Here is a 19,830-nt window from a genome sequence, read left to right on the forward strand (position 1 = left end):
GGCCCGGACCCCACGGGGGAGGTCCGGGCCCGAGACGCTGTTCAGGCGGCGAGCGCGCCAGACGGTGGGACGCGCGGCCAGGCGGCTCAGTCCGGGATCAGGCCGTCCTCGGTCAGCATCGCCCGCACCTCGTCGATGGTCGCGTCCGGCGCGGGCAGGATCAGCTCCGACGGCTCCAGCGAGTCCTCGGAGAGCGGCGCGCCCAGCGTGCGGACGGCCTCCAGCAGGGCGGTGAGCGTCCGCCGGAAGCCGTCCTCGTCCCCGGACTCGACCTCGGCGAGCAGCTCGTCGTCCAGCTCGTTGAGGGTGGGGAAGTGGCTGTCGTCCAGCTTCACCTGGCCCTCCCCCATGATCCGCACGATCATGTCGTTCTCCCGGCTCTCGCGCTCACATACCTCGTCGGTCGAAAGTGGTCACCCAACAATCTCACCGATCACTGCTTGTCGAACTTCGGCGACGACTGCTCCTGGTCCTGCGTCTGCGGGGCCGCCGCGTCCCCGCCCTCGATCGCCTGCCGCTGCGCGGAGCTGCCACCCGCCAGCTCGGCCTTCATCCGCTCCAGCTCGAACTCGACGTCCGCGTTGCCCGAGATGCGGTCCAACTCGGCGGTCAGGTCGTCCTTCGACGTGCCCGTCGGGTCGTCCAGGGCACCGGAGGCCAGCAGCTCGTCGATCGCGCCGGAACGCGCCTGGAGCTGCGCGGTCTTGTCCTCCGCACGCTGGATCGCCATGCCGACGTCGCCCATCTCCTCGGAGATGCCGGAGAACGCCTCGCCGATCCTGGTCTGCGCCTGGGCGGCCGTGTAGGTGGCCTTGATCGTCTCCTTGCGGGTACGGAACGCGTCCACCTTCGCCTGGAGCCGCTGCGCCGCCAGAGTGAGCTTGTTCTCCTCCGTCTGGAGGGTCTCGTGCTGCTGCTCCAGGTCGCTGATCTGCTGCGAGAGCGCGGCCCTGCGGGTCAGCGCCTCGCGGGCGAGGTCCTCGCGGCCCAGCGCCAGGGCCTTCTTCCCCTGCTCCTCCAGCTTCCCCGACTGGGTGTTGAGCTGGTTGAGCTGGAGTTCGAGCCGCTTGCGCGAGGTGGCCACGTCGGCGACCCCGCGGCGCACCTTCTGCAACAGCTCCAGCTGCTTCTGGTACGAGTAGTCGAGCGTCTCGCGCGGGTCCTCGGCCCGATCCAGGGCCTTGTTAGCCTTCGCGCGGAAGAGCATCCCCATCCGCTTCATGACACCGCTCATGGGCTTTCGCGCGCCCCCTTCATGCCGGGCTCGAACCGATGGCCGTCTCTAGCCGCTTGAACTGCTGATCCCCTACTACCCTACGGGGCCCCTCTCCATTAGCGCACCGCCCGGCGGCGAATGGCTCCTCCCCAAGGACGATCACGTCCCCCACCGCGTCCCGCGCGAGGACGACCCCGGCGAACGCGGAACGGACGACGGGGAGGACCCGGAAACGGCCGGAAAGGTTGCCTTCGGGCGCGCTCCGCGGCCGTGTTCCGCGCGCGCTCCCTGCCCAGCGCGGAAGGCGCGGCCCGCGCCGTTGCGGGATCGTGCCCCGCACACCCGGTCGGCCGAGGATCTGGGGGCCTTACCCTGGGGAACGTGTTCCGAAGTCGTGCCAAAGAAGACGCCAAGACCGACGCGGCGAGCGAGCAGGCAGAGTCCCGCCCCCTCCGCGACCCCCAGGCGCCCAAGGGTCGCCCCACGCCCAAGCGCAGCGAGGCCGAGGCCCTGCGCAAGGCGGTGGCGAAGCCTGCCACCAGCCGCAAGGAGGCGGCGCAGCGGGCCAAGAAGGCCCGCCGCGAGGCGCTGGACAAGCAGCGCCAGGCCCTCCTGACGGGGGACGAGCGGCACCTGCCGGCCAGGGACCGCGGCCCCGTGCGGCGCTACGCGCGGGACTTCGTGGACAGCGGCTGGCACGTGGCCGAGTTCTTCCTGCCGATCGCCGTGCTGATCCTGGTGATGAGCATGATCCCGGCGACCACCAGCATCGCGCTGCTGCTGTGGATGTTCGTGATCCTCGGCATCGTCCTCGACTCGATCCTGATGACCCGCCGGCTGAAGAAGCGGCTCAAGGAGCGCTTCCCGGACGAGAGCCTGCGCGGTTCCAGCGCCTACGCGCTGATGCGCACGCTCCAGATGCGCCGGATGCGACTGCCCAAGCCGCAGATCAAGCGCGGCGAGCAGCCCCGCTGACCCCGCGCCCCCCGCTGTCCGCCACCCCGTCGCCGCCGCCCGGCGGCGGGGGACAGTGGCCCGCAACGGCGTAGCGCCCCTCCCCCGCCGGGGCACGGACAACGGCCACAATGCCCGTTATGCCCACCTCGCCGCCGCTCCGCCCCGCCGCTCTCGCGCTCTGCGCGACGGCGCTGCTGGCCGGCGCCGCCGGCTGCACCGCCGAGTCCGACGCCTCGGGCCCGAGCCACCCGCAGCACGGGGCGCCCGAGCCGACCGTCGTCGGCGACCTCGAACGGGCCTACCAGGACGTCGTCAACGACGTCCTTCCGTCGGTCGTGCAGATCACCGCCGAAGACCAGCAGGGCTCCGGGATCGTGTACGACGACGAGGGCCACATCGTCACCAACGCGCACGTGGTCACCGAGGAGGACACCTTCGAGGTGACGCTGGCCACCGACCAGGGCCCCCTGGAGGCCACGCTGGTCAGCGCCTACCCGGAGCAGGACCTGGCCGTCCTCGCGCTCACCGACCCGCCCGAGCGGCTGCGGCCCGCGACCTTCGGCGACTCCTCCAAGGTGCGGGTGGGCCAGATCGTCCTCGCCATGGGCAACCCGCTCGGGCTCTCCTCCAGCGTCACCCAGGGCATCGTCTCGGCGGTCGGCCGGGCGGTCAGCGAGGGCGAGGGCGAGGCGACGCTCGGCAACATGGTGCAGACCTCGGCCGCCATCAACCCCGGCAACAGCGGCGGCGCGCTCGTCAACCTCTCCGGCCAGGTCGTCGGCATCCCCACGCTCGCCGCCCGGGACCCGGGCATGGGCGGAGCCGCGCCCGGCATCGGCTTCGCCATCCCGGCCTCCACCGTGACCTTCCTCGCCGACCAGCTCATCGCACACGGCCGGATCGTGGACTCCGGGCGGGCCGCGCTCGGGGTCTCCGTCCGCACGGTGCTCGGCGACGGCTTCGAACCGGCGGGCGCCGCCATCGTCGAGGCCACCGACGGCGGGCCGGCCGACCGGGCCGGACTGCGGGCCGGGGACGTGCTGGTGGAGCTGGGCGACGAGGAGGTCACCGACGTCGTCTCGCTCTCCGAGGCACTGGCCACCCACCAGCCCGACCGGAAGGTGGCCGTCACCTATCTGCGCAACGACGAACGCCGCACCACCGACGTCGAACTGGGCGAGGCCTGATTCCCGCGCGTCTCAGTCCTCGACGGCGCTGTGCAGGCTCATCGGCCCGTAGACCTCGGAACCGTCCTCCAGCAGCGTCACCTGGTCGATGCCGCCGTCCAGCAGCTCCGGCCAGATCTCACCGATCCAGGACTCCGCGTCGCCCTGGGTGCCGAAGTCCCCCGGGTCCTGCGGCGGTTCGGTCGCCGAGCCGTCCGCCTTCTCGAAGCGCCACTCCCACGCCATGCCAAGCCTCCGCTCACCGCCGTGACTGACTGCTCGCAGACTAGAGCACACCGCGCGCCGGGAGACACCACCGCGCACGCCGGCGTCAGCCGGACGCACCCGGCTCCACCAGCGCCTGCTCTCGTCCACCACACAGAACCTCTTCCCCTCCCGACCGGCCCGCACCACGAACTCCGCGGGAGCCCGCGTCGAACCCGAACTGACGCCGTGTGACGCCGGTCGACCCGGGAGGCGGCCGCTACCCCCCGCGACGCCGGCACGGTGGAACCCTACGGGCGACCACTGACAGTCCGGCTCCGGCCGCGAGGCGCCACCGGGACGGCGGTACCCTCGTCCGCATGAGTGAGGGCGGTCTGCGACTCGACGACTTCGGCGAACTGATCGAGCGGCCCAGCGCCCGCCTGCGACGACAGGCGGAGACGCGACGGGCGACATTGACGGTGCCGCCCAAGGCGTTCGGCCGGCTGGACGAGATCGCCGCCTGGCTGTCCGCCGCCCAGGGCCGGGTACCCGTGCGCCCGATCGAGAACCCGAAGGCGCTGCTCTTCGCCGGCGACCACGGGATCGCCGAGCTGGGCGTCTCGGGGCGCGCCGCCGGTTCCACCGTGGAGTTGGTCCGCGCGACGCTGGACGGCGACGGGCCGACGGCCGTGCTGGCCCGTCAGATGAACGTACCGCTGCGCGTCGTGGACCTGTCCGTCGACTGCCCGGCCGAGGAGCTGCCGGCCGAGGTCACCCGCCACCGGGTGCGGCGCGGCTCGGGCCGGCTGGACGTCGAGGACACCCTCACGGAGGCCGAGACGGAGGCCGCCTTCCGCGCCGGGATGGCGCTCGCCGACGAGGAGGCGGACGCCGGCACCGACCTGGTCGTGCTCGGCGACCTGTCGGTGGGCGGCACCACCGCGGCCGGCGCGCTCGTGGCCGCGATGTGCGGCACGGACGCCTCGATGGTCACCGGCCGCGGCGCGGTGCGCATCGACGACCTGGCCTGGATGCGCAAGTGCGCGGCGATCAGGGACGGTCTGCGGCGCGCCAGGCCCGTGCTGGGCGACCAGCTCCGGCTGCTGGGCACGCTGGGCGGCGCCGACCTGACCGCCACGACCGGCTTCCTGCTCCAGTGCGCCGTACGCCGCACGCCGGTGATCCTGGACGGCGTGGTCTCCGTGGCGTGCGCGCTGGTCGGTCAGCGGATCGCGTTCCGCGCCCCCGACTGGTGGTTGGCCGGGCAGAACAGCGGCGAGCCCGCGCAGGCGAAGGCGTTGGAGCGGATGACGCTGCGGCCGCTCCTCGACCACGGGGTGACCGTCGGCGAGGGCACCGGCGCGCTGCTCGCCTTCCCGCTGGTGCGGGCGGCCGCGGCGCTCGCCGCCGAGCTGCCGGAACGGCGGCCTGAGCCGACCGGGGCCGACTCCGCGGCGGGCTGACGGCCGGCCGGCCGGCGGTCAGCTGCCCTCCCGTTCGCCCGTCGGCGTCCCGCCGAGCCAGTCCTGGACCCTGCGCCGCGGGCCGTTCCAGCGGCGGTCGTGTCGGCGCGCGCGGCGTTCCGCCCTGGCGGTGAGCCGGGGACGGTTCCGGTAGAGCCGGTGGGCCCAGGGCGAGTCGGGGCGGGCCAGGCGCAGCGCGCCGAAGATGGCGATCAGCGGGACGAGGACCCCGAAGACCGCCAGCTTCGGCTTGCCCTTGACCAGGCAGACCAGCGCGCACACGAAGTGCAGCAGCAGCGTGGCGACCAGCCCGCCCCGGTCGCCCCGGTCGTCCGGCGTCAACCCGTCGACGCCCAACGGCAGGAACCCGACCAGCAGCATCCCGCCCAGCGCGGTCGTGACCATCACGACCTCGACGCTCTGCCGGCCCCGCTCCGACCAGTACACGTCCTGCATGTACAGGATCAGCGCGAACTCGTCCAGCACCAGCCCCGCGCCCACCCCGAAGACCACCGCGAGCACCCCGGCCGCCCAGCCGCGTCCCCCCGTCGCCACCCCGCCGAAGCCGCCCACGAGCATCAGCAGCACCCCGGGGACCACGTGGTGCACGTGCTGGCCGCCCGCCGAGACGTCGTGGAACGGGCCCCGCCCGGCGCGGATCAGCCGGGTCACACAGCGGGTGACGGCGAACGTCAACACGAAGGCGAGCAGCGCGAGGAGCAGCGGCTGCTTGCCCGGTTCGACGATGTTCCGATACCACCATTCGGCCATGCCGGCAGCGTCCTCGCCCCGCCGCGCGCGCCCGTGGACGCCACGCCGCCGGTGCCCGCCGGCCGGCCAGCCGGCCCCGTGCCCGTCACCGGAACGGCCGAGCGCGCCCCCGCGCCCGGCGCCGTCGGCCGGTCCCGCGGAGGGCGGGCGAGACCTGATCCCGGTGCCCGGGACGGGCGCGGCGTAGTCTTCTGTGCCGGACGGCCGGGGGCCCGTTGGTTTCCGGCCAGACGACGCACCAGCACGCGACGCTCACAAGGACGGAATCCCACACCGTGACTGCACTGACCCTCAGCAACCTCTCCGCGGCGACCGTGCCGGCGGACGCCGTCGTGATCGGCGTCGCCCAGAGCGACTCGGGGCCGGTGTTGGCCACCGGCTCGACCCCGGCGGCCACCGTGGACGACGCGACGGGCGGAACGCTGGCCGCGACGCTGACCACCCTCGGCGCCAAGGGCTCCGAGCTGGAGATCACCAAGGTGCCGACGTCCGAGGGCGTCACGGCACCGCTGCTGGTCGCGGTCGGCCTCGGCGCGGTCCCCGACGAGGGCGGCGCGTTCGACCCCGAGCTGCTGCGCCGGGCCGCGGGCGCCGCGTCCCGCGCGCTGAGCGGGCGCGAGCACGTCGCGTTCGCGCTGCCCGTCGCCGACGAGGCCGCGCTGTCCGCCGTCGCGGAGGGCGCGCTGCTGGGCGCCTACCGCTTCACCGCCTTCCGCGGCCGGGACTTCGACGCTTCCGAGGGCGCCCCGCCCAGCCGGTTCACCGTGCTCGACGAGGCCGCCGCCGACGACGCCCACGCCCAGGCGGCGGAGCGCGCGCTGGTGGTGGCCGAGGAAGTGCACCGGGCGCGCGACCTGATCAACACGCCCCCCGCCGGCCTCACCCCCGGCGGCTTCGCCACGCTCGCCGAGGAGACCGCGGCCGGCTACGGCGTGGACGTCCAGGTCTGGGACGAGGCCGCGCTGGAGGAGGGCGGCTTCGGCGGGCTCATCGGCGTCGGCCGCGGCTCGGCCAACCCGCCCCGGCTGGTGCGCCTGGCCTACCGCAACCCGGCGGCCACCCGCACCCTCGCCCTGGTCGGCAAGGGCATCACCTACGACTCGGGCGGCATCTCGCTCAAGCCGGCCGGTCACAACGAGACCATGAAGTGCGACATGAGCGGCGCGGCCGCCGTCTACACGGCCGTGCTGGCCGCCGCCAGGCTCGGCCTGCCCGTCAACCTCACCGGCTGGCTCGCCCTGGCGGAGAACATGCCGTCCGGCGACGCCACCAAGCCCGGCGACGTTCTCTCCCTCTACGGCGGGAAGACCGTCGAGGTCCTCAACACCGACGCCGAGGGCCGGCTCGTGCTGGGCGACGCGCTGGTGCGGGCCTGCGAGGAGGAGCCGGACGGGGTCGTCGACGTGGCCACGCTGACCGGCGCCATGGTGGTGGCCCTCGGCGACCGGACCATGGGGGTCCTCGGCACCGACGCCTTCCGCGACCTGCTGCACGAGACGGCGACCGAGGTCGGCGAGGGCTCCTGGCCGCTGCCGATGCCGGCCGAGCTGTCCGAGGGGCTGAAGTCGCCCGTCGCCGACCTGTCCAACGTCGCGGGCCGGATGGGCGGCGGGCTGTTCGCCGGCGTCTTCCTGCGCGAGTTCGTCCCCGCCGACCTGCGGTGGGCGCACCTGGACATCGCCGGGCCCGCGTACAACGACGGCTCCCCGCACGGCTACACCCCCAAGGGCGGGACGGGCTTCGCCGTGCGCACCCTGGTGCGGCTCGCCGAGCGCGCCGCGGACGGTGACCTGGGCTGACGCCTCCCGCGCCCACCCCGCCGCCGGCCGGCCACCGGGCCGGCGGCGGCGGCCCGCGGTGTGGCGGTCGTCACCGGCCCGCCGTCCCACCACGGTCCGACAGGTGCGAAGATGGTCTTCCGGCAGGACAGGGCCAGGCTCAACCACCCAGGCGAGCCACAAGAAGCCGCACGACCCGCGGCCGACAGACGACGCCGACCGGTCAGCGCCGACCGGCCCGGTGCATCCATCCATGGAGGAACGTGACGTGGCGAACGACGCCAGCACCGTTTTCGACCTAGTGATCCTCGGAGGCGGCAGCGGTGGCTACGCCGCGGCCCTGCGCGCCTCGCAGCTGGGTCTCGACGTGGCCCTGATCGAGAAGAACAAGCTGGGCGGCACCTGTCTGCACCAGGGCTGCATCCCCACCAAGGCCCTGCTGCACGCCGGGGAGATCGCCGACGCCGCGCGCGAGGGCGCCGAGTTCGGCGTGCGGTCCACCTTCGACGGCATCGACATCGCGGGGGTCCACAAGTACAAGGACGGCGTGGTCTCCGGCCTCTACAAGGGGCTCCAGGGGCTCGTCGCCTCGCGGAAGATCACCTATGTGGAGGGCGAGGGCCGGCTGTCGTCGCCGACCTCCGTCGACGTGAACGGACAGCGCTACAACGGCCGGCACGTCCTGCTGGCCACCGGCTCCGTGCCCCGTTCCCTGCCGGGCCTGACGATAGACGGCGACCGGATCATCTCCTCCGACCACGCGCTGGTCCTGGACCGGGTGCCGAAGTCCGCCATCGTGTTGGGCGGCGGCGTGATCGGCGTGGAGTTCGCCTCCGTCTGGAAGTCCTTCGGCGCCGAGGTCACCATCGTCGAGGGTCTGCCGCACCTCGTGCCCGTGGAGGACGAGAACAGCTCCAAGCTGCTGGAGCGCGCCTTCCGCAAGCGCGGCATCACGTTCTCCCTCGGCTCCTTCTTCCAGGGCGCCGAGTACACCGACGACGGGGTCCGCGTCACCCTGGACAACGGCAAGACGTTCGAGGCCGAGGTGCTGCTGGTCGCGATCGGCCGCGGCCCGGTCTCGCAGGGCCTGGGGTACGAGGAGGCCGGTGTCGCCACCGAGCGCGGCTTCGTGCAGGTCGACGAGTACTGCCAGACCAACGTGCCGACGATCTCCGCGGTCGGCGACCTGATCCCGACGCTCCAGCTGGCCCACGTCGGCTTCGCCGAGGGCATCCTGGTCGCCGAGCGGCTGGCCGGGCTCTCCCCGGTGCCGATCGACTACGACGGGGTTCCCCGCGTCACGTACTGCCACCCGGAGGTCGCCTCCGTGGGCGTCACCGAGGCCCGTGCCAAGGAGCTGTACGGCGCCGACCAGGTCGTCACCCTCAAGTACAACCTCGGGGGCAACGGCAAGAGCAAGATCCTCAAGACGGCGGGCGAGATCAAGCTCGTGCAGGTGAGGGACGGTGCCGTGGTCGGCGTGCACATGGTGGGCGACCGGCTCGGCGAGCAGGTCGGCGAGGCCCAGCTGATCTACAACTGGGAGGCGCTGCCGGCCGAGGTGGCCCAGCTCATCCACGCCCACCCGACCCAGAACGAGGCACTCGGCGAGGCCCATCTCGCCCTGGCCGGCAAACCGCTGCATTCCCACGACTGACCTGGCCGCGTTATCCCAGAGCGCGCGTAACCCACTGCCACATTTCGTAAGGAGCAACAGAAACCATGACGGTTTCCGTAACCCTTCCGGCGCTCGGCGAGAGCGTGACCGAGGGCACCGTCACCCGCTGGCTGAAGGCGGAGGGCGAACACGTCGAGGCCGACGAGCCGTTGCTGGAGGTCTCGACCGACAAGGTCGACACCGAGATCCCCGCGCCGGCCGCCGGTGTGCTCTCGTCCATCAAGGTGGCCGAGGACGAGACGGTCGAGGTCGGCGCCGAACTGGCCGTCATCGACGACGGCTCGGGCGCGCCCGCCGCGGCACCGGCGCCCGCCGCCGAGTCCGCGCCGGAGCCCGAGCCGGAGCCCGCGCCCGCGCAGTCCTCCGCGCCCGAGCCCGCGCCCGCGCAGGCCGAGGCGCCGTCCGCCGGTGGCGCGGCCGAGGGCACCGACGTGGTCCTCCCGGCGCTCGGCGAGAGCGTCACCGAGGGCACCGTCACCCGCTGGCTGAAGGAGGTCGGCGAGGAGGTCGAGGCCGACGAGCCGCTGCTGGAGGTCTCGACCGACAAGGTCGACACCGAGATCCCCGCGCCGACCGCCGGCACCCTGCTGGAGATCACGGTCGGCGAGGACGAGACGGCCGAGGTCGGCGCCAAGCTGGGCGTGATCGGCGCCGCCGGCGCGGCGCCGGCGCAGCCGAAGGCCGCCGAGCCCGCCCCGCAGGCCGAGGCGCCCGCGCCGGAGCCCACCCCGGCTCCCGCGCCCGCACCCGCGCAGCCGAAGGCCCCGGAGCCCAAGGCCGCCCCGGAGCCGGCGCAGGCCAAGGCCGCGCCCGCCCCCGCCGCGGCGCCCCGCGCCACGGCGGCCCCGGCCACCGACGGCGCCTACGTCACCCCGCTGGTGCGCAAGCTGGCCAGCGAGAACGCGGTGGATCTGAGCCAGGTCAAGGGCTCGGGCGTGGGCGGCCGCATCCGCAAGCAGGATGTGCTGGCCGCCGCCGAGGCCGCGAAGGCCGCGGCACCGGCGCCGTCGGCACCGGCCGCCAAGGCCCCGGCGCCGGTCACGCCGTCGCCGCTGCGTGGTCAGACGGTCAAGATGCCGCGCATCCGCAAGGTCATCGGCGAGAACATGATGCGCGCCCTGCAGAACCAGGCGCAGCTCTCCTCGGTGGTCGAGGTCGACGTCACCAAGGTGATGCGGCTGCGGGCCCGCGCCAAGGAGTCCTTCCTGGCCAGGGAGGGCGTGAAGCTCTCCCCGATGCCGTTCTTCGTCAAGGCGGCGGCCGAGGCCCTGAAGGTGCACCCGGTCATCAACGCCCGGATCAACGACGACGACACCATCACCTACCACGACGTCGAGAACGTGGGCATCGCGGTGGACTCCGAGAAGGGGCTGATGGTCCCGGTCATCAAGAACGCGGGTGACCTGTCGATCGCGGGGATCGCCAAGCGGACGGCCGAGCTGGCCGGGAAGGTCCGCAAGGGCGGGCTCGCCCCCGACGACATGGCGGGCGGCACGTTCACGATCAGCAACACCGGTTCGCGCGGTGCGCTGTTCGACACGATCATCGTGAACTACCCGCAGGTCGCCGAGCTGGGCATCGGCGCCACCGTGCGTCGCCCCGTGGTGATCAACCACCCGGAGCTGGGCGAGACCATCGCGATCCGGGACATGGTCTACCTGACCCTGTCCTACGACCACCAGCTGGTGGACGGCGCGGACGCGGCCCGTTACCTGACGGAGGTCAAGGCCCGGCTGGAAGCCGGTGAGTTCGAGGGCGAACTGGGCCTCTGAGCCGATGTCGGCCGCGCCCCGTCCGGGTCCCCCGGGCGGGGCGCGGCCCGTTCTCGCCCGGGGGTCAACAACAGGTCAAGCCACCCGGTCGCCGGCGGCCCGAAAGCCCGCGGCCCGACAGGAGCACGTGATGAGCCCGCCCATCGTCCACTCGCTGCGGCAGCAGATCCGCGAGCACATCGTGGAGGGCATCGTCAGCGGGCGCTGGCAGCCGGGTGAACGGATCGTGGAGCGCAGGATCGCGGCGGAGCTGGAGGTCAGCCAGACGCCGGTGCGGGAGGCGCTGCGGGAGCTGGAGACACTGCGGCTGATCGAGTCTGTTCCCAACAAGGGTGTTCGTGTGCGGAGGTTGACCGCGAGCGACCTGGAGGAGATCTATCCCGTTCGCGCGGGGTTGGAGCAGATCGCCGCCGAGCTGGCCGCCGAACGGCTGGCCCAGGACGCCTCCGCGCTGCTTCCCGAGGTGGCGGCGCTACGCGAGGCCGACCGGGAGAACGACGCCGAGTCCCAGGTGGGGCACACCGTGGCCTTCCACCACAAGCTGGTGATGGCCTCGGGGAACAGCGTCCTGCTGCACACGTGGGAGTCGCTGGGGATCGAGATCTGGACGGCGCTTTCGATCCGTTGGCTCGGCACCCGGCAGCGGTCCTACGCGGAGGAGCACCAGGAGCTGATCGACGCGTTCCTCCGGCGCGATCCCCGGATCGGGGAACTGGTCAAGGATCATGTCCTGAACTGTGCACCGCGTGCCTGATCTTCCCGCATTCGCCCCGGTTCGCACTGGCACAGGGTGCCAATTTCGCCGAAAGCTTTGATCGATCATCGATCAGGGCCCTACAGTTCCAGAGAAGACGGAACCGCGCCACGGCAAGCACCTGTCCTGCCCCGCGGCGCGGTTCTACCCGAGGTCCGGGTCCCCAATGTCGCGCCAACGAACCTTAGGGACCCGGTCCTCACGGTCTTCCCATGGTGCCAGAGGCGGCCTCTCCGAGTCCTGCCGTCTGGCCGAAAAGCATGGGTTCCCGCAGGCGGCCACCCGCACCGTGCGGCGTGGCTCACCGACCTGCCCATGCCGCGCACGCGTTGCCCGGAGCCGCCCCGATCAGGGAGGCTGTGCCGGTGCGCGCGGCTCGGTTGATCAGGCTCGTCCTGCTGTTGCAGTCCCGGCGGAGCATGACGGCCGGGGAGCTGGCCGCCGAACTGGAGGTCTCCGAACGGACGATCGTCCGGGACGTCGCGGCACTCTCCGAGGCCGGCGTCCCGGTCTACGCGGACCGGGGGCGCGTCGGCGGCTACCGCCTGGTCGGCGGCTACCGCACCCGCCTCACCGGCCTCGGGCGTGACGAGGCGGAGGCGTTGTTCCTGTCCGGAGTCCCGTCCGCGCTGCGCGACATGGGGCTGGGCGACACCGCCTCCGCGGCCCGGCTGAAGGTCTCCGCCGCGCTGTTGCCGGAACTGCGCGACGCGGAGCGGAGTGCGGCGCAACGGTTCCATCTGGACGCGCCGCACTGGTGGCAGGCGCCGGAGACCCCCGACGCGCTGCCCTCGGTCGCCGAGGCGGTCTGGGGCGAGTGGCGCATGAGCGCCGCCTACCGGCGCGGCGACGGCTCCACGGTCACCCGCTCCTGGGAACCGCACGGACTGGTCCTGAAGGCCGGCGCCTGGTACCTGGCCGCCCGCCCGGTGGGCGGGGACGGCCACCGGATCTACCGGGTGTCACGCTTCTCGGACGTCACGGTCGAAGGGGAGCACTTCGCGCGGGACCCGGACTTCGACCTGTCCGCGTTCTGGGCCGAACAGGCGGCGGCCTTCGCCCGCGCGATCCTGCGGGACACCGTGCGGCTGCGGCTGAGCGAGAACGGCGCCGACAGGCTGCGCCACCACACCGACCGGGTGGCGGCGCGGGAGGCCCTCGCGGGTGCCGAGGGCCCGGACGAGCGGGGATGGGTCACGGTCACGCTGGCGGTGGAGTCGACCGACGTGGCCTACGAGCAACTGCTCGCGCTCGGCCCCGAGGTCGAAGTGCTCCGGCCGGCCGCGCTCCGCACCCGCCTCGCCCGCGCCGCCGCCGCACTGGCCGCCCTGTACGCGGACGACCCGGGCGGCGCGGGTGGATGTCGGTGAGCGCGTTCACCCCGGGGAGCGGCCACGGGCCGGTGCGGGCCCCCGTGCCTCCCGCACCGGCCACGACGGGCAGACGAGCAGACGGGCAGACCGTCTGACGGCCTGACGGTCAGCGGTAGTCGGCCGGGTCCGCCTTCTCGCCGGCCAGGACCCGCGACAGATACCCCCAGCAGTCCGGCCGCGAGCCGTCCACGTCGGTCAGGCCGTACTCCCGCGCCAACGTGCCGCTGTCCAACGACCGGCCGTTGAACCGCGCCCGCTCCGGGTCCGCCGCCAGCGCGGCGACCCCGCGACCCAGGTAGGTCGGGGTCTCGGAGATCGCGAAGTGCGGCTCCTGGGCGATGGCATCACGCCAGTTCTCCTCGGTGACCCCGAACGCCGACTCCAGCATCTGCTCGGAACGCAGGAAGCCCGGCGTCACACAGACCGCCGTACCGCCGAACTCCTTCAGCTCCTGCCCCAGCCCCAGCACCATCCGCAACGGGGCGAACTTCGTGAGGTCGTAGTAGAAGGACTCCCGGTAGGCGGCGTTCGACTCGGCCGTGCCGTCGGTGACCTCGATCAGCAGGCCGCCCTCGTTGCGGACCAGCAACGGCAGTGCGAAGTGGCTGGTGACGATGTGGGTCTCGACACCCAGGCGCAACATGCGCAACCCGGGCTCCAGGCCGAACTCCCACATCCTCTTCTTCTCCGTGACTTCGATCAGGTGCTCGCCACCCCAGATATCGTTGACCAGGATGTCCAGCCGTCCCCGTTCCCGGTCGATCCGTTCCACCAGCGCCCGCACCTGCTCCGGCTGAAGGTGGTCGGTCGGCACGGCGATCCCCTCGCCGCCCGCCGCGGTGACCAGTTCCCCGGTCTCCTCGATGGTCTCGGAGGGGCGGCCCACCTCGCTCACCGATGACCTGGTGGTGCGACCGGTGACATAGACCGTCGCCCCCGCCCGCCCCAGTTCCACGGCCATCGCCCGGCCCGCGCCCCGGGTCGCCCCCGCGACCAGCGCGATCCGCCCGGCCAGTGGCCCGTTCTCTGTTGTCACGCGTACGTCCTCCGCTGCTTTCCGTCACTCGGCTGTCCACACACCGGCCCACCGGTGCGCAGATGTCTGCTTGTCGACTCATCGACCCTGACGGATCGGCGCGTCGTCAGGCCGTCCTCGGAAGCGGTTCCGGTGACGGCCCCACCGACCCTGGCAGCGAATCCCGACATCCTCTGTCGGGCTTTCCGCGCGGCCCTCGGGGACCGTTCCGTTGCCGGCGCGCGCTCGCCCGCACGGGTGAGCCTCGACGTGCGCGCCGGCCCTGACGCGTCGATCCTGATGCCGTGATGGACGAGACCGGATTCTGGTCGCTGATCGACGAGACGCGACTCGCCGCGGGGAGCGACCCCGACCTGCACGCCGAACTGCTCGTGGAGCGCCTGGTTCTGCTGGACCCCGAGGCGGTCCACGACTTCGCGCGGCACTTCGAGGCCCGCTTCAGCCGCGCCCACCGCTGGGATCTGTGGGGGGCGGCCTGGGTACTGCTGGACGGCGCCGACGAGGAGGCCTTCGAGAACTTCCGCTGCTGGCTGATCAGTCTGGGCAGGGCGGTCTTCGAGGGCACGCTCCTGGACCCGGACGCGCTGGCCGGGCTGCTGCCCTCCGACTTCGACGCACGAGCCGAGGGTGAGGCCGAGGAGATCGGCTACGCCGCCTTCGACGCCTACGAGCAACTCACCGGCGACGAACTCCCCGATCTGGGACTGAGCGAACCGGGGGCCGAACCGGAGGGCACCGCGATCGACCTCGCGGACGAGAGCGCGCTGGCGACCGCGTATCCCAGACTGTGGGCACGGTTCGGCGCGCCCGGGTTGCCGAGCGCCCGTCGAGGGGTCGCGGGTGGCCCGGCGCCGGTGTGATCCCCGAGGATGGCGCCATGGCACCTGACTCCTCCTCCCCGGCCGGCGGTAACGCCGAGTCCGGCCCCGGCTCCCCTTCGGCCGCGCGTTCCGCCTCCGAGTCCCCCGCCCCTGGCGGCACGTCGGAGGACTCCTCGGACGGGCTTCCCCGGCGCGTCGCCATCACCGGCACCTCAGGGCTGATCGGGGGCGCGCTGGCCGACTCCCTCCGCACCGCGGGATGCGAGGTGGTGCGCCTGGTCCGCCGCGCGCCCGGCGCGGACGACGAGGCGCGCTGGGACCCCACGGGCCAGGACCGGGAGGCCAACGTCGCCGCGCTCGCGGGCTGCGATGCCGTGGTGCACATGGCCGGCGCCGGGGTGGGGGACCATCGTTGGACCGCGCGCTACAAGAAGGTGATCAGGGACAGCCGGGTGCTCGGCACCACGGCCGTCTCGGAGGCGATCGCCGCCCAGGGCACGCCGCCCCGCGTCTTCCTGTGTGGCAGCGCGATCGGCTACTACGGGGACACCGGCGACCGGCCGGTGGACGAGGACGCCGACGTGGGCGACGGGTTCCTGGCGGATGTCTGCGTCGACTGGGAGGGGGCCGCCGAGGCAGCCCGCAGAGCCGGTGTGCGCACGGTCCACCTGCGCACCGGGCACGTGGTCGCACGCAAGGGGGGTGCGTGGGGGCGGCTCTTTCCCCTCTTCCGCGCCGGAATCGGCGGCCCGCTGGGCAACGGACGCCAGTACTGGAGCGTGATCTCCCTCGCCGACCACCTGGCCGCGACACGTTTTCTCCTGACGGAGAGCAACGAGCTGGAGGGTCCGGTCAACTTCACCGGACCCCACCCCGTCACCAACCGCGAGATCGCCAAGATCATGGGCCGGGTGTTGCATCGGCCGGCGGTCCTACCGGTACCGAAGTTCGCGCTGCGGGTGGTGGTGGGCGAGTTCGCCGACGACATCGTGGGCAGCCAGCGTGTTCTGCCGGCCCGACTCCAGGCGGCGGGTTTCACCTTCCGGCACCCCACCGCTGAGGCGGCGATCCGCGCCGCCCTGGAGTGACCCTCGGTCACCGCCTGGCGGGGCACCTCACCCACACGAGGCATTGTCACTGTCAGTAGCGACCTGTACGGTCGGCGACATGACTCTCCGTAATGGCATCATGCTCGCGGCGGCGGCCGCGCGCCCCGTTCCCCCTCGTCGACGCTCCTCGGCGGGCGACGTGTTCCGCCGACTGCTCGCCGGAGACCGCTTCGTGCCGCCGGGGCCTCGGCGCCGCATCCCCATCGTGCCGGGGCGCCGGGCCCCTCACTCCGTGCGACCGGGTCGGGCGCACGGGGCGGGGGTCGCCCGTCCCCCCGGCCCGTGCCCCGTGACCAGACGCCCGCTTGGGCACGGGCCTCCGCCGACGCCCCCGGAAGCGTCCGCGCGCGCCCGCCTCCGCCTGCCGCGCGGCCGGCTCGCCCCTCGCGGGCACCCCGCCCCCTCCCCGCCGAACGGATCCCCCCGCCCGCTGCCCATCCCCCGATTCGCACCTGCCGCCCTCCCCTCCCTCAGCCACGTTCTGCGCCGACTCACGGAGAGAGCCGCCAAGCCGTGGGGAGGCGGCTGGAGCGTCACTGCCCGGCACATGGGTCACCTGGTCGAAGGGGACGTGGAGCGCCGACAACGCGCCTTCGTCAAGCTCTGCGCCCTCCTTGTGCGCCGATGCCCCATCCATGCGCTCTGCCGCCTTCGGGACGGCGTGAGAGGGTCGGCTCCGGTTCGGAAGGCATTGCTCGCGCTTCACCGGGCATCAGCCCCCAAGGCCCACCGGCCGGGACCTGATCGCCGCTCCGACGCACCGACCACCTCACCAGGGAGGCCCAGTGCTCAGCAGCCGAACGCACCACACGGACAGCGACGTCGTCGTCATCGGGGCCGGCCCGGCAGGACTGTCGGCGGCTCACAGACTGAGCGCCGCGGGGCTGACGGTCATCGTGTTGGAGAGCGGCGACCGGATAGGCGGCCGGATGGCCACCGAGGAGCGGGAAGGCTTTCTTCTCGACCGCTCCAGCCAGTTGACCCTTCCGGAGTCGCCGGCGCTGGCCGAGCTGCCCCGTCCGGTGGCTCTCAGCCCCCTGCGCGGGGGCGTGCGGCTGCACGGCGCGGGACCGGTCTGCCATCTGGGCGGCGAGGGCGAGGAGGCGGCACCGCCGGCCGAGTCGTTCGACCAGATCTGGCTGCGGGCCAACCTCGCACGCCTGGGACGGCTCTCCGAGGAGCAGCTCTCCCGACGCCCCGAGGTGACGGCGGCCGAGGCGCTGGCACAGCGGAACATTCCGGCGCGGATCGCCGACGCGATGCTCCGCCCGACGCTGGCCGCGCTGCTCCACGATCCGGAGCTGGCGACGTCCAGCCGACTGAGCGACGCGGTGCTCCGCGCGTTCGCCCGCCACGGCCTGGCGCTCCCGGAGGGCGGCGCCGCGACGCTTCCGCACGCCCTCGCCGCCGAACTGCCCGCGGGGGCCTTGCGCACGGGCGTCACTGTCACATCTGTCGCAACCACGCGGGTGGAGACGGCGGACCACGGTGTCTTCCGCTGCCGGGCCGTCGTGGTGGCGACGGGCGCGGCGACGGCCGGCCAACTGCTGCCCGGGCTGCGGATGCCGCGCTTCCACCAGATGACCGTGCTGCACCACGCCGCGCCGGAGCTGCCGGTCCCCCGACCGGCACTGCTGGTGGAGGCGGGCGCACGTGGTCCGGTGGCGCACTCGGTGGCCGTCTCCGCCGCCGACCCGAGCCGGGCGCCCGCCGGGCAGACACTGCTGACATCGGTGATCATCGGCCCACAGGCCGCCGAGCGGCCCGAGCTGCTGGATCGGGCGGCCCGTCCCCAGCTCGGGGAGTTGCACGGGGCGGCGGCGGACGGGTGGCGACTGCTGGCGGCACACCACGACCGCCAGGCGGTCCCGGTGCTGCCACCGCCGTACCGGAGGCGCCGTCCGGTACGGCTGCTCGACGGTCTGTACGTCTGTGGCGACCACCGGGACCTGCCGGGCATCACCGGCGACCTGGTCTCCGCGCGACGAGCGAGCCTCGCCGTCATGGAGGACCTGGGGTGCGCCCCGGCGGCCCCGTCCGCGAGCGCGGCCGCCGGCTGAGCAAGCGGCCCGACACCGCCCCCGGCCTACCGGAGCACCGCCGTCTTCTCGCGGTAGGCCCGCACGGCCGCCGCGTCGCGGAACGGCTCCAGGCGCCGCTCGAAGTCCTGCACGTACTCGTGGGCACGTGCCGAGCGCATCTCGTTGGCCTGCTGGGCCGCCTCCGCCGCGAGGGCGCACGCCTGGTCCACATCGCCCAGACCAAGGCGGGCCGAGGCGAGCACCACCCGGCAGAAGAGCCGGCTGCGCGCGTGCTCGGGAGGGCGTAGTTGGAGCGAGCGTTCGGCGTGCCGCGCGGCTGCCCGGTACTGCTTCAGATCCCGGTTGCAGTGACCGAACTCGTCGGCCAACTGGGCCTCGTCGAAGAAGCGCGCCCAGGACGGCGCGTCCTCGGCCGACCTGGCCGCCTCCAGCGCGCGCTCGGCCCTGGCCATGGCCGCCGTGCAGGACCGGACCTCACCGAGCAGCCCGTGGCCCCGCGCCTCCACGGCGTGCAGCAGCGCCTGGACGACGGGCGCGACGGAACTGGCGATTCCCTGCTGGGCGACGCGGGCCAGCTGGACGGCCTCTCGACCGTGGCCGAGATAGACGGCTTGTCGACTCATCGACACCAGCACGAAGCTGCCGTACCCCCGGTCGCCGGCCGCCTGCGCCAGTCGCAGCGCCTGCACGAAGTACCGCTGGGCCAGGCCATGGGCAACGATGTCGTAGGCCGTCCATCCGGCGAGTCGCGTCAGCTCCGCCGCGGCGGAGAAGAGCTTGCGCCCCGTCTGCTCGCCGTATCCGCCTCTGAGCATGGGCTCCAGCTCGTGCTCCAGGTAGCGGACGAGCGCCTGGCGCGCATGGCCGCCGCCGTAGGCCTGGTCGAGCCCGCGGAAGAGCTCGGCCACGGAGCGCAGCGCGGCGATGTCGCCGGCCGTCACGCGCTGGCCCGGCCCCCGTTCCACCCGGTCGATCCGGCTGGGTCTCGGCGCCCGCAGCTGGGCGCGGGCCGCGCCCAGTGGGCCGTGCCCACGCAGTTGCTCCGGGACTCGGACGGCCGGCGTGGCCGGTGCGTCCTGTGTGGCGCCGCCCTCGGGTGCCTCCCCTCGGGCGACGCGTTCGTCGGGGCGTCCGATCAGCCAGTCGCGGCTCGGCACGACGAGGCCGGCGGGGGTGAACGCGATCTTGCGGAGTTCGGCGTATCCGCCGGTGTCCTTGCGCCAGAGCCCGGCGACGATGTCGACCGCCTCGGCGGGGCTGCCGGCGAACTCAAGCCCCGCGTAGACGGGGGCGCAGGCCTCCAGCCCCAGGTCCTGGGCGGAGAGTCTGCGGCCGAGTCGCCGGGTGAACACCTCGGCGATCAGCGCCGGGGTGGTGCCGCGTGGTCGCTGACCCCGGAGCCAGCGGGTGACCGAGGTCTTGTCATACCGGAGGTCGAGGCCATGTTCGAGGCCGAGCTGGTCGACACGGCGGGCGAGCCCCGCGTGGGAGAAGCCCGCCTCGGCGATCAGGGCGGCCAGCTGTCGGTTGGGGTTGCGCGGCGTGGCGGACTGCGGGGAGGCCGGGCCTCCGGGTCGTTCCGTAGACATCGGCGATGCGGTCTCCTGCCTTACGGCTGTGCGGCTGGAACGGCGTGAATGTAACGGTCCCGCCAGGTCGCAACGCCGCGACAGCGGATGATTCATCC

At 73.3% G+C, this 19,830-nt stretch carries 17 protein-coding genes; 11 read left to right on the plus strand and 6 right to left on the minus strand.

Translation table 11 applies throughout. The features are described 5' to 3' along the window. Positions 1-86: 86 nt before the first annotated feature. Together pspAA and CRP51_RS01650 are read right to left on the minus strand one after the other, a co-directional pair. Positions 87-365 (minus strand): PspA-associated protein PspAA, encoded by a 279-nt coding sequence (pspAA, locus tag CRP51_RS01645; protein ID WP_097229091.1) that lies wholly within the window; start codon positions 363-365, stop codon positions 87-89. A gap of 68 nt (positions 366-433) precedes the next feature. Beyond that, positions 434-1,234, minus strand: coding sequence for a PspA/IM30 family protein (locus CRP51_RS01650; protein WP_170970394.1), 801 nt, complete (start codon positions 1,232-1,234; stop codon positions 434-436). Positions 1,235-1,597: 363 nt separating this feature from the next. On the opposite strand from CRP51_RS01650, the gene CRP51_RS01655 reads away from it, so the two are divergent. Together CRP51_RS01655 and CRP51_RS01660 are read left to right on the plus strand one after the other, a co-directional pair. After that, entirely contained in the window at positions 1,598-2,191 is a 594-nt protein-coding gene (locus CRP51_RS01655; RefSeq protein WP_342748993.1) for a DUF3043 domain-containing protein, read from the plus strand. A gap of 119 nt (positions 2,192-2,310) precedes the next feature. Next, positions 2,311-3,360, plus strand: coding sequence for a S1C family serine protease (locus CRP51_RS01660; protein ID WP_170970395.1), 1,050 nt, complete (start codon positions 2,311-2,313; stop codon positions 3,358-3,360). 12 nt (positions 3,361-3,372) lie between these two features. Here the strand turns inward: CRP51_RS01660 and CRP51_RS01665 are convergent, their stop codons facing one another. Next, the gene (locus CRP51_RS01665) at positions 3,373-3,585 is read right to left on the minus strand and encodes a hypothetical protein (RefSeq protein ID WP_097229095.1); all 213 of its coding nucleotides are present in this window, start codon (positions 3,583-3,585) and stop codon (positions 3,373-3,375) included. Between the two features lie 338 nt (positions 3,586-3,923). Here CRP51_RS01665 and CRP51_RS01670 point away from each other — a divergent pair, with 338 nt between their 5' ends. Further along, positions 3,924-5,009, plus strand: coding sequence for a nicotinate-nucleotide--dimethylbenzimidazole phosphoribosyltransferase (locus CRP51_RS01670; RefSeq protein WP_097229096.1), 1,086 nt, complete (start codon positions 3,924-3,926; stop codon positions 5,007-5,009). Between the two features lie 18 nt (positions 5,010-5,027). Here CRP51_RS01670 and CRP51_RS01675 read toward each other — a convergent pair whose 3' ends face one another. Beyond that, positions 5,028-5,780 carry a hypothetical protein gene (locus CRP51_RS01675; RefSeq protein WP_097229097.1) on the minus strand — a complete coding sequence of 251 codons (753 nt, stop codon included), beginning with the start codon at positions 5,778-5,780 and terminating at the stop codon, positions 5,028-5,030. A gap of 275 nt (positions 5,781-6,055) precedes the next feature. Here CRP51_RS01675 and CRP51_RS01680 point away from each other — a divergent pair, with 275 nt between their 5' ends. The 5 genes from CRP51_RS01680 to CRP51_RS01700 all read left to right on the plus strand — a co-directional run bounded on the left by CRP51_RS01680 (position 6,056) and on the right by CRP51_RS01700 (position 13,132). Continuing rightward, positions 6,056-7,579, plus strand: a complete 1,524-nt coding sequence (locus tag CRP51_RS01680; RefSeq protein WP_097229098.1) for a leucyl aminopeptidase — start codon at positions 6,056-6,058, stop codon at positions 7,577-7,579. A 247-nt stretch (positions 7,580-7,826) separates the two neighbouring features. Continuing rightward, positions 7,827-9,215, plus strand: coding sequence for a dihydrolipoyl dehydrogenase (gene lpdA / locus CRP51_RS01685; protein WP_097229099.1), 1,389 nt, complete (start codon positions 7,827-7,829; stop codon positions 9,213-9,215). Positions 9,216-9,280: 65 nt separating this feature from the next. Next, positions 9,281-11,008: a 2-oxoglutarate dehydrogenase, E2 component, dihydrolipoamide succinyltransferase gene (sucB, locus tag CRP51_RS01690; RefSeq protein ID WP_097229100.1), complete on the plus strand. Its 1,728-nt coding sequence runs from the start codon at positions 9,281-9,283 to the stop codon at positions 11,006-11,008. A gap of 130 nt (positions 11,009-11,138) precedes the next feature. Further along, positions 11,139-11,762 carry a GntR family transcriptional regulator gene (locus CRP51_RS01695; protein WP_097229101.1) on the plus strand — a complete coding sequence of 208 codons (624 nt, stop codon included), beginning with the start codon at positions 11,139-11,141 and terminating at the stop codon, positions 11,760-11,762. A 365-nt stretch (positions 11,763-12,127) separates the two neighbouring features. Next, positions 12,128-13,132 (plus strand): helix-turn-helix transcriptional regulator, encoded by a 1,005-nt coding sequence (locus CRP51_RS01700; RefSeq protein WP_097229415.1) that lies wholly within the window; start codon positions 12,128-12,130, stop codon positions 13,130-13,132. 109 nt (positions 13,133-13,241) lie between these two features. On the opposite strand, the gene CRP51_RS01705 is transcribed toward CRP51_RS01700, so the two are convergent. Then, positions 13,242-14,171: an SDR family oxidoreductase gene (locus CRP51_RS01705; protein ID WP_097229102.1), complete on the minus strand. Its 930-nt coding sequence runs from the start codon at positions 14,169-14,171 to the stop codon at positions 13,242-13,244. Positions 14,172-14,458: 287 nt separating this feature from the next. Here CRP51_RS01705 and CRP51_RS01710 point away from each other — a divergent pair, with 287 nt between their 5' ends. The 3 genes from CRP51_RS01710 (at position 14,459) to CRP51_RS01720 (ending at position 18,161) form a co-directional block, all read left to right on the plus strand. Beyond that, a complete protein-coding gene (locus CRP51_RS01710; protein WP_170970396.1) occupies positions 14,459-15,031 on the plus strand; it encodes a DUF4240 domain-containing protein in 573 nt (190 codons plus the stop codon). A 17-nt stretch (positions 15,032-15,048) separates the two neighbouring features. Continuing rightward, entirely contained in the window at positions 15,049-16,080 is a 1,032-nt protein-coding gene (locus CRP51_RS01715) for a TIGR01777 family oxidoreductase (protein ID WP_097229104.1), read from the plus strand. Between the two features lie 806 nt (positions 16,081-16,886). Continuing rightward, a complete protein-coding gene (locus CRP51_RS01720) occupies positions 16,887-18,161 on the plus strand; it encodes an FAD-dependent oxidoreductase (protein WP_097229105.1) in 1,275 nt (424 codons plus the stop codon). 26 nt (positions 18,162-18,187) lie between these two features. Here CRP51_RS01720 and CRP51_RS01725 read toward each other — a convergent pair whose 3' ends face one another. After that, positions 18,188-19,732 (minus strand): NsdA family TPR-like regulatory protein, encoded by a 1,545-nt coding sequence (locus CRP51_RS01725; protein ID WP_097229106.1) that lies wholly within the window; start codon positions 19,730-19,732, stop codon positions 18,188-18,190. Positions 19,733-19,830: the final 98 nt, after the last annotated feature.

It is taken from the genome of Streptomyces zhaozhouensis (genome assembly GCF_900230195.1).
Lineage (GTDB): Bacteria > Actinomycetota > Actinomycetes > Streptomycetales > Streptomycetaceae > Streptomyces > Streptomyces zhaozhouensis.

Coding starts and splice junctions, on each gene's coding strand:
- sucB (WP_097229100.1), top strand. CDS start 9,281: ATGACGGTTTCCGTAACCCTTCCGGCGCTCGGCGAGAGCGTGACCGAG.
- CRP51_RS01725 (WP_097229106.1), bottom strand. CDS start 19,732: ATGTCTACGGAACGACCCGGAGGCCCGGCCTCCCCGCAGTCCGCCACG.
- CRP51_RS01670 (WP_097229096.1), top strand. CDS start 3,924: ATGAGTGAGGGCGGTCTGCGACTCGACGACTTCGGCGAACTGATCGAG.
- CRP51_RS01675 (WP_097229097.1), bottom strand. CDS start 5,780: ATGGCCGAATGGTGGTATCGGAACATCGTCGAACCGGGCAAGCAGCCG.
- CRP51_RS01665 (WP_097229095.1), bottom strand. CDS start 3,585: ATGGCGTGGGAGTGGCGCTTCGAGAAGGCGGACGGCTCGGCGACCGAA.
- CRP51_RS01710 (WP_170970396.1), top strand. CDS start 14,459: ATGGACGAGACCGGATTCTGGTCGCTGATCGACGAGACGCGACTCGCC.
- CRP51_RS01650 (WP_170970394.1), bottom strand. CDS start 1,234: ATGAGCGGTGTCATGAAGCGGATGGGGATGCTCTTCCGCGCGAAGGCT.
- CRP51_RS01695 (WP_097229101.1), top strand. CDS start 11,139: ATGAGCCCGCCCATCGTCCACTCGCTGCGGCAGCAGATCCGCGAGCAC.
- CRP51_RS01660 (WP_170970395.1), top strand. CDS start 2,311: ATGCCCACCTCGCCGCCGCTCCGCCCCGCCGCTCTCGCGCTCTGCGCG.
- CRP51_RS01715 (WP_097229104.1), top strand. CDS start 15,049: ATGGCACCTGACTCCTCCTCCCCGGCCGGCGGTAACGCCGAGTCCGGC.
- pspAA (WP_097229091.1), bottom strand. CDS start 365: ATGATCGTGCGGATCATGGGGGAGGGCCAGGTGAAGCTGGACGACAGC.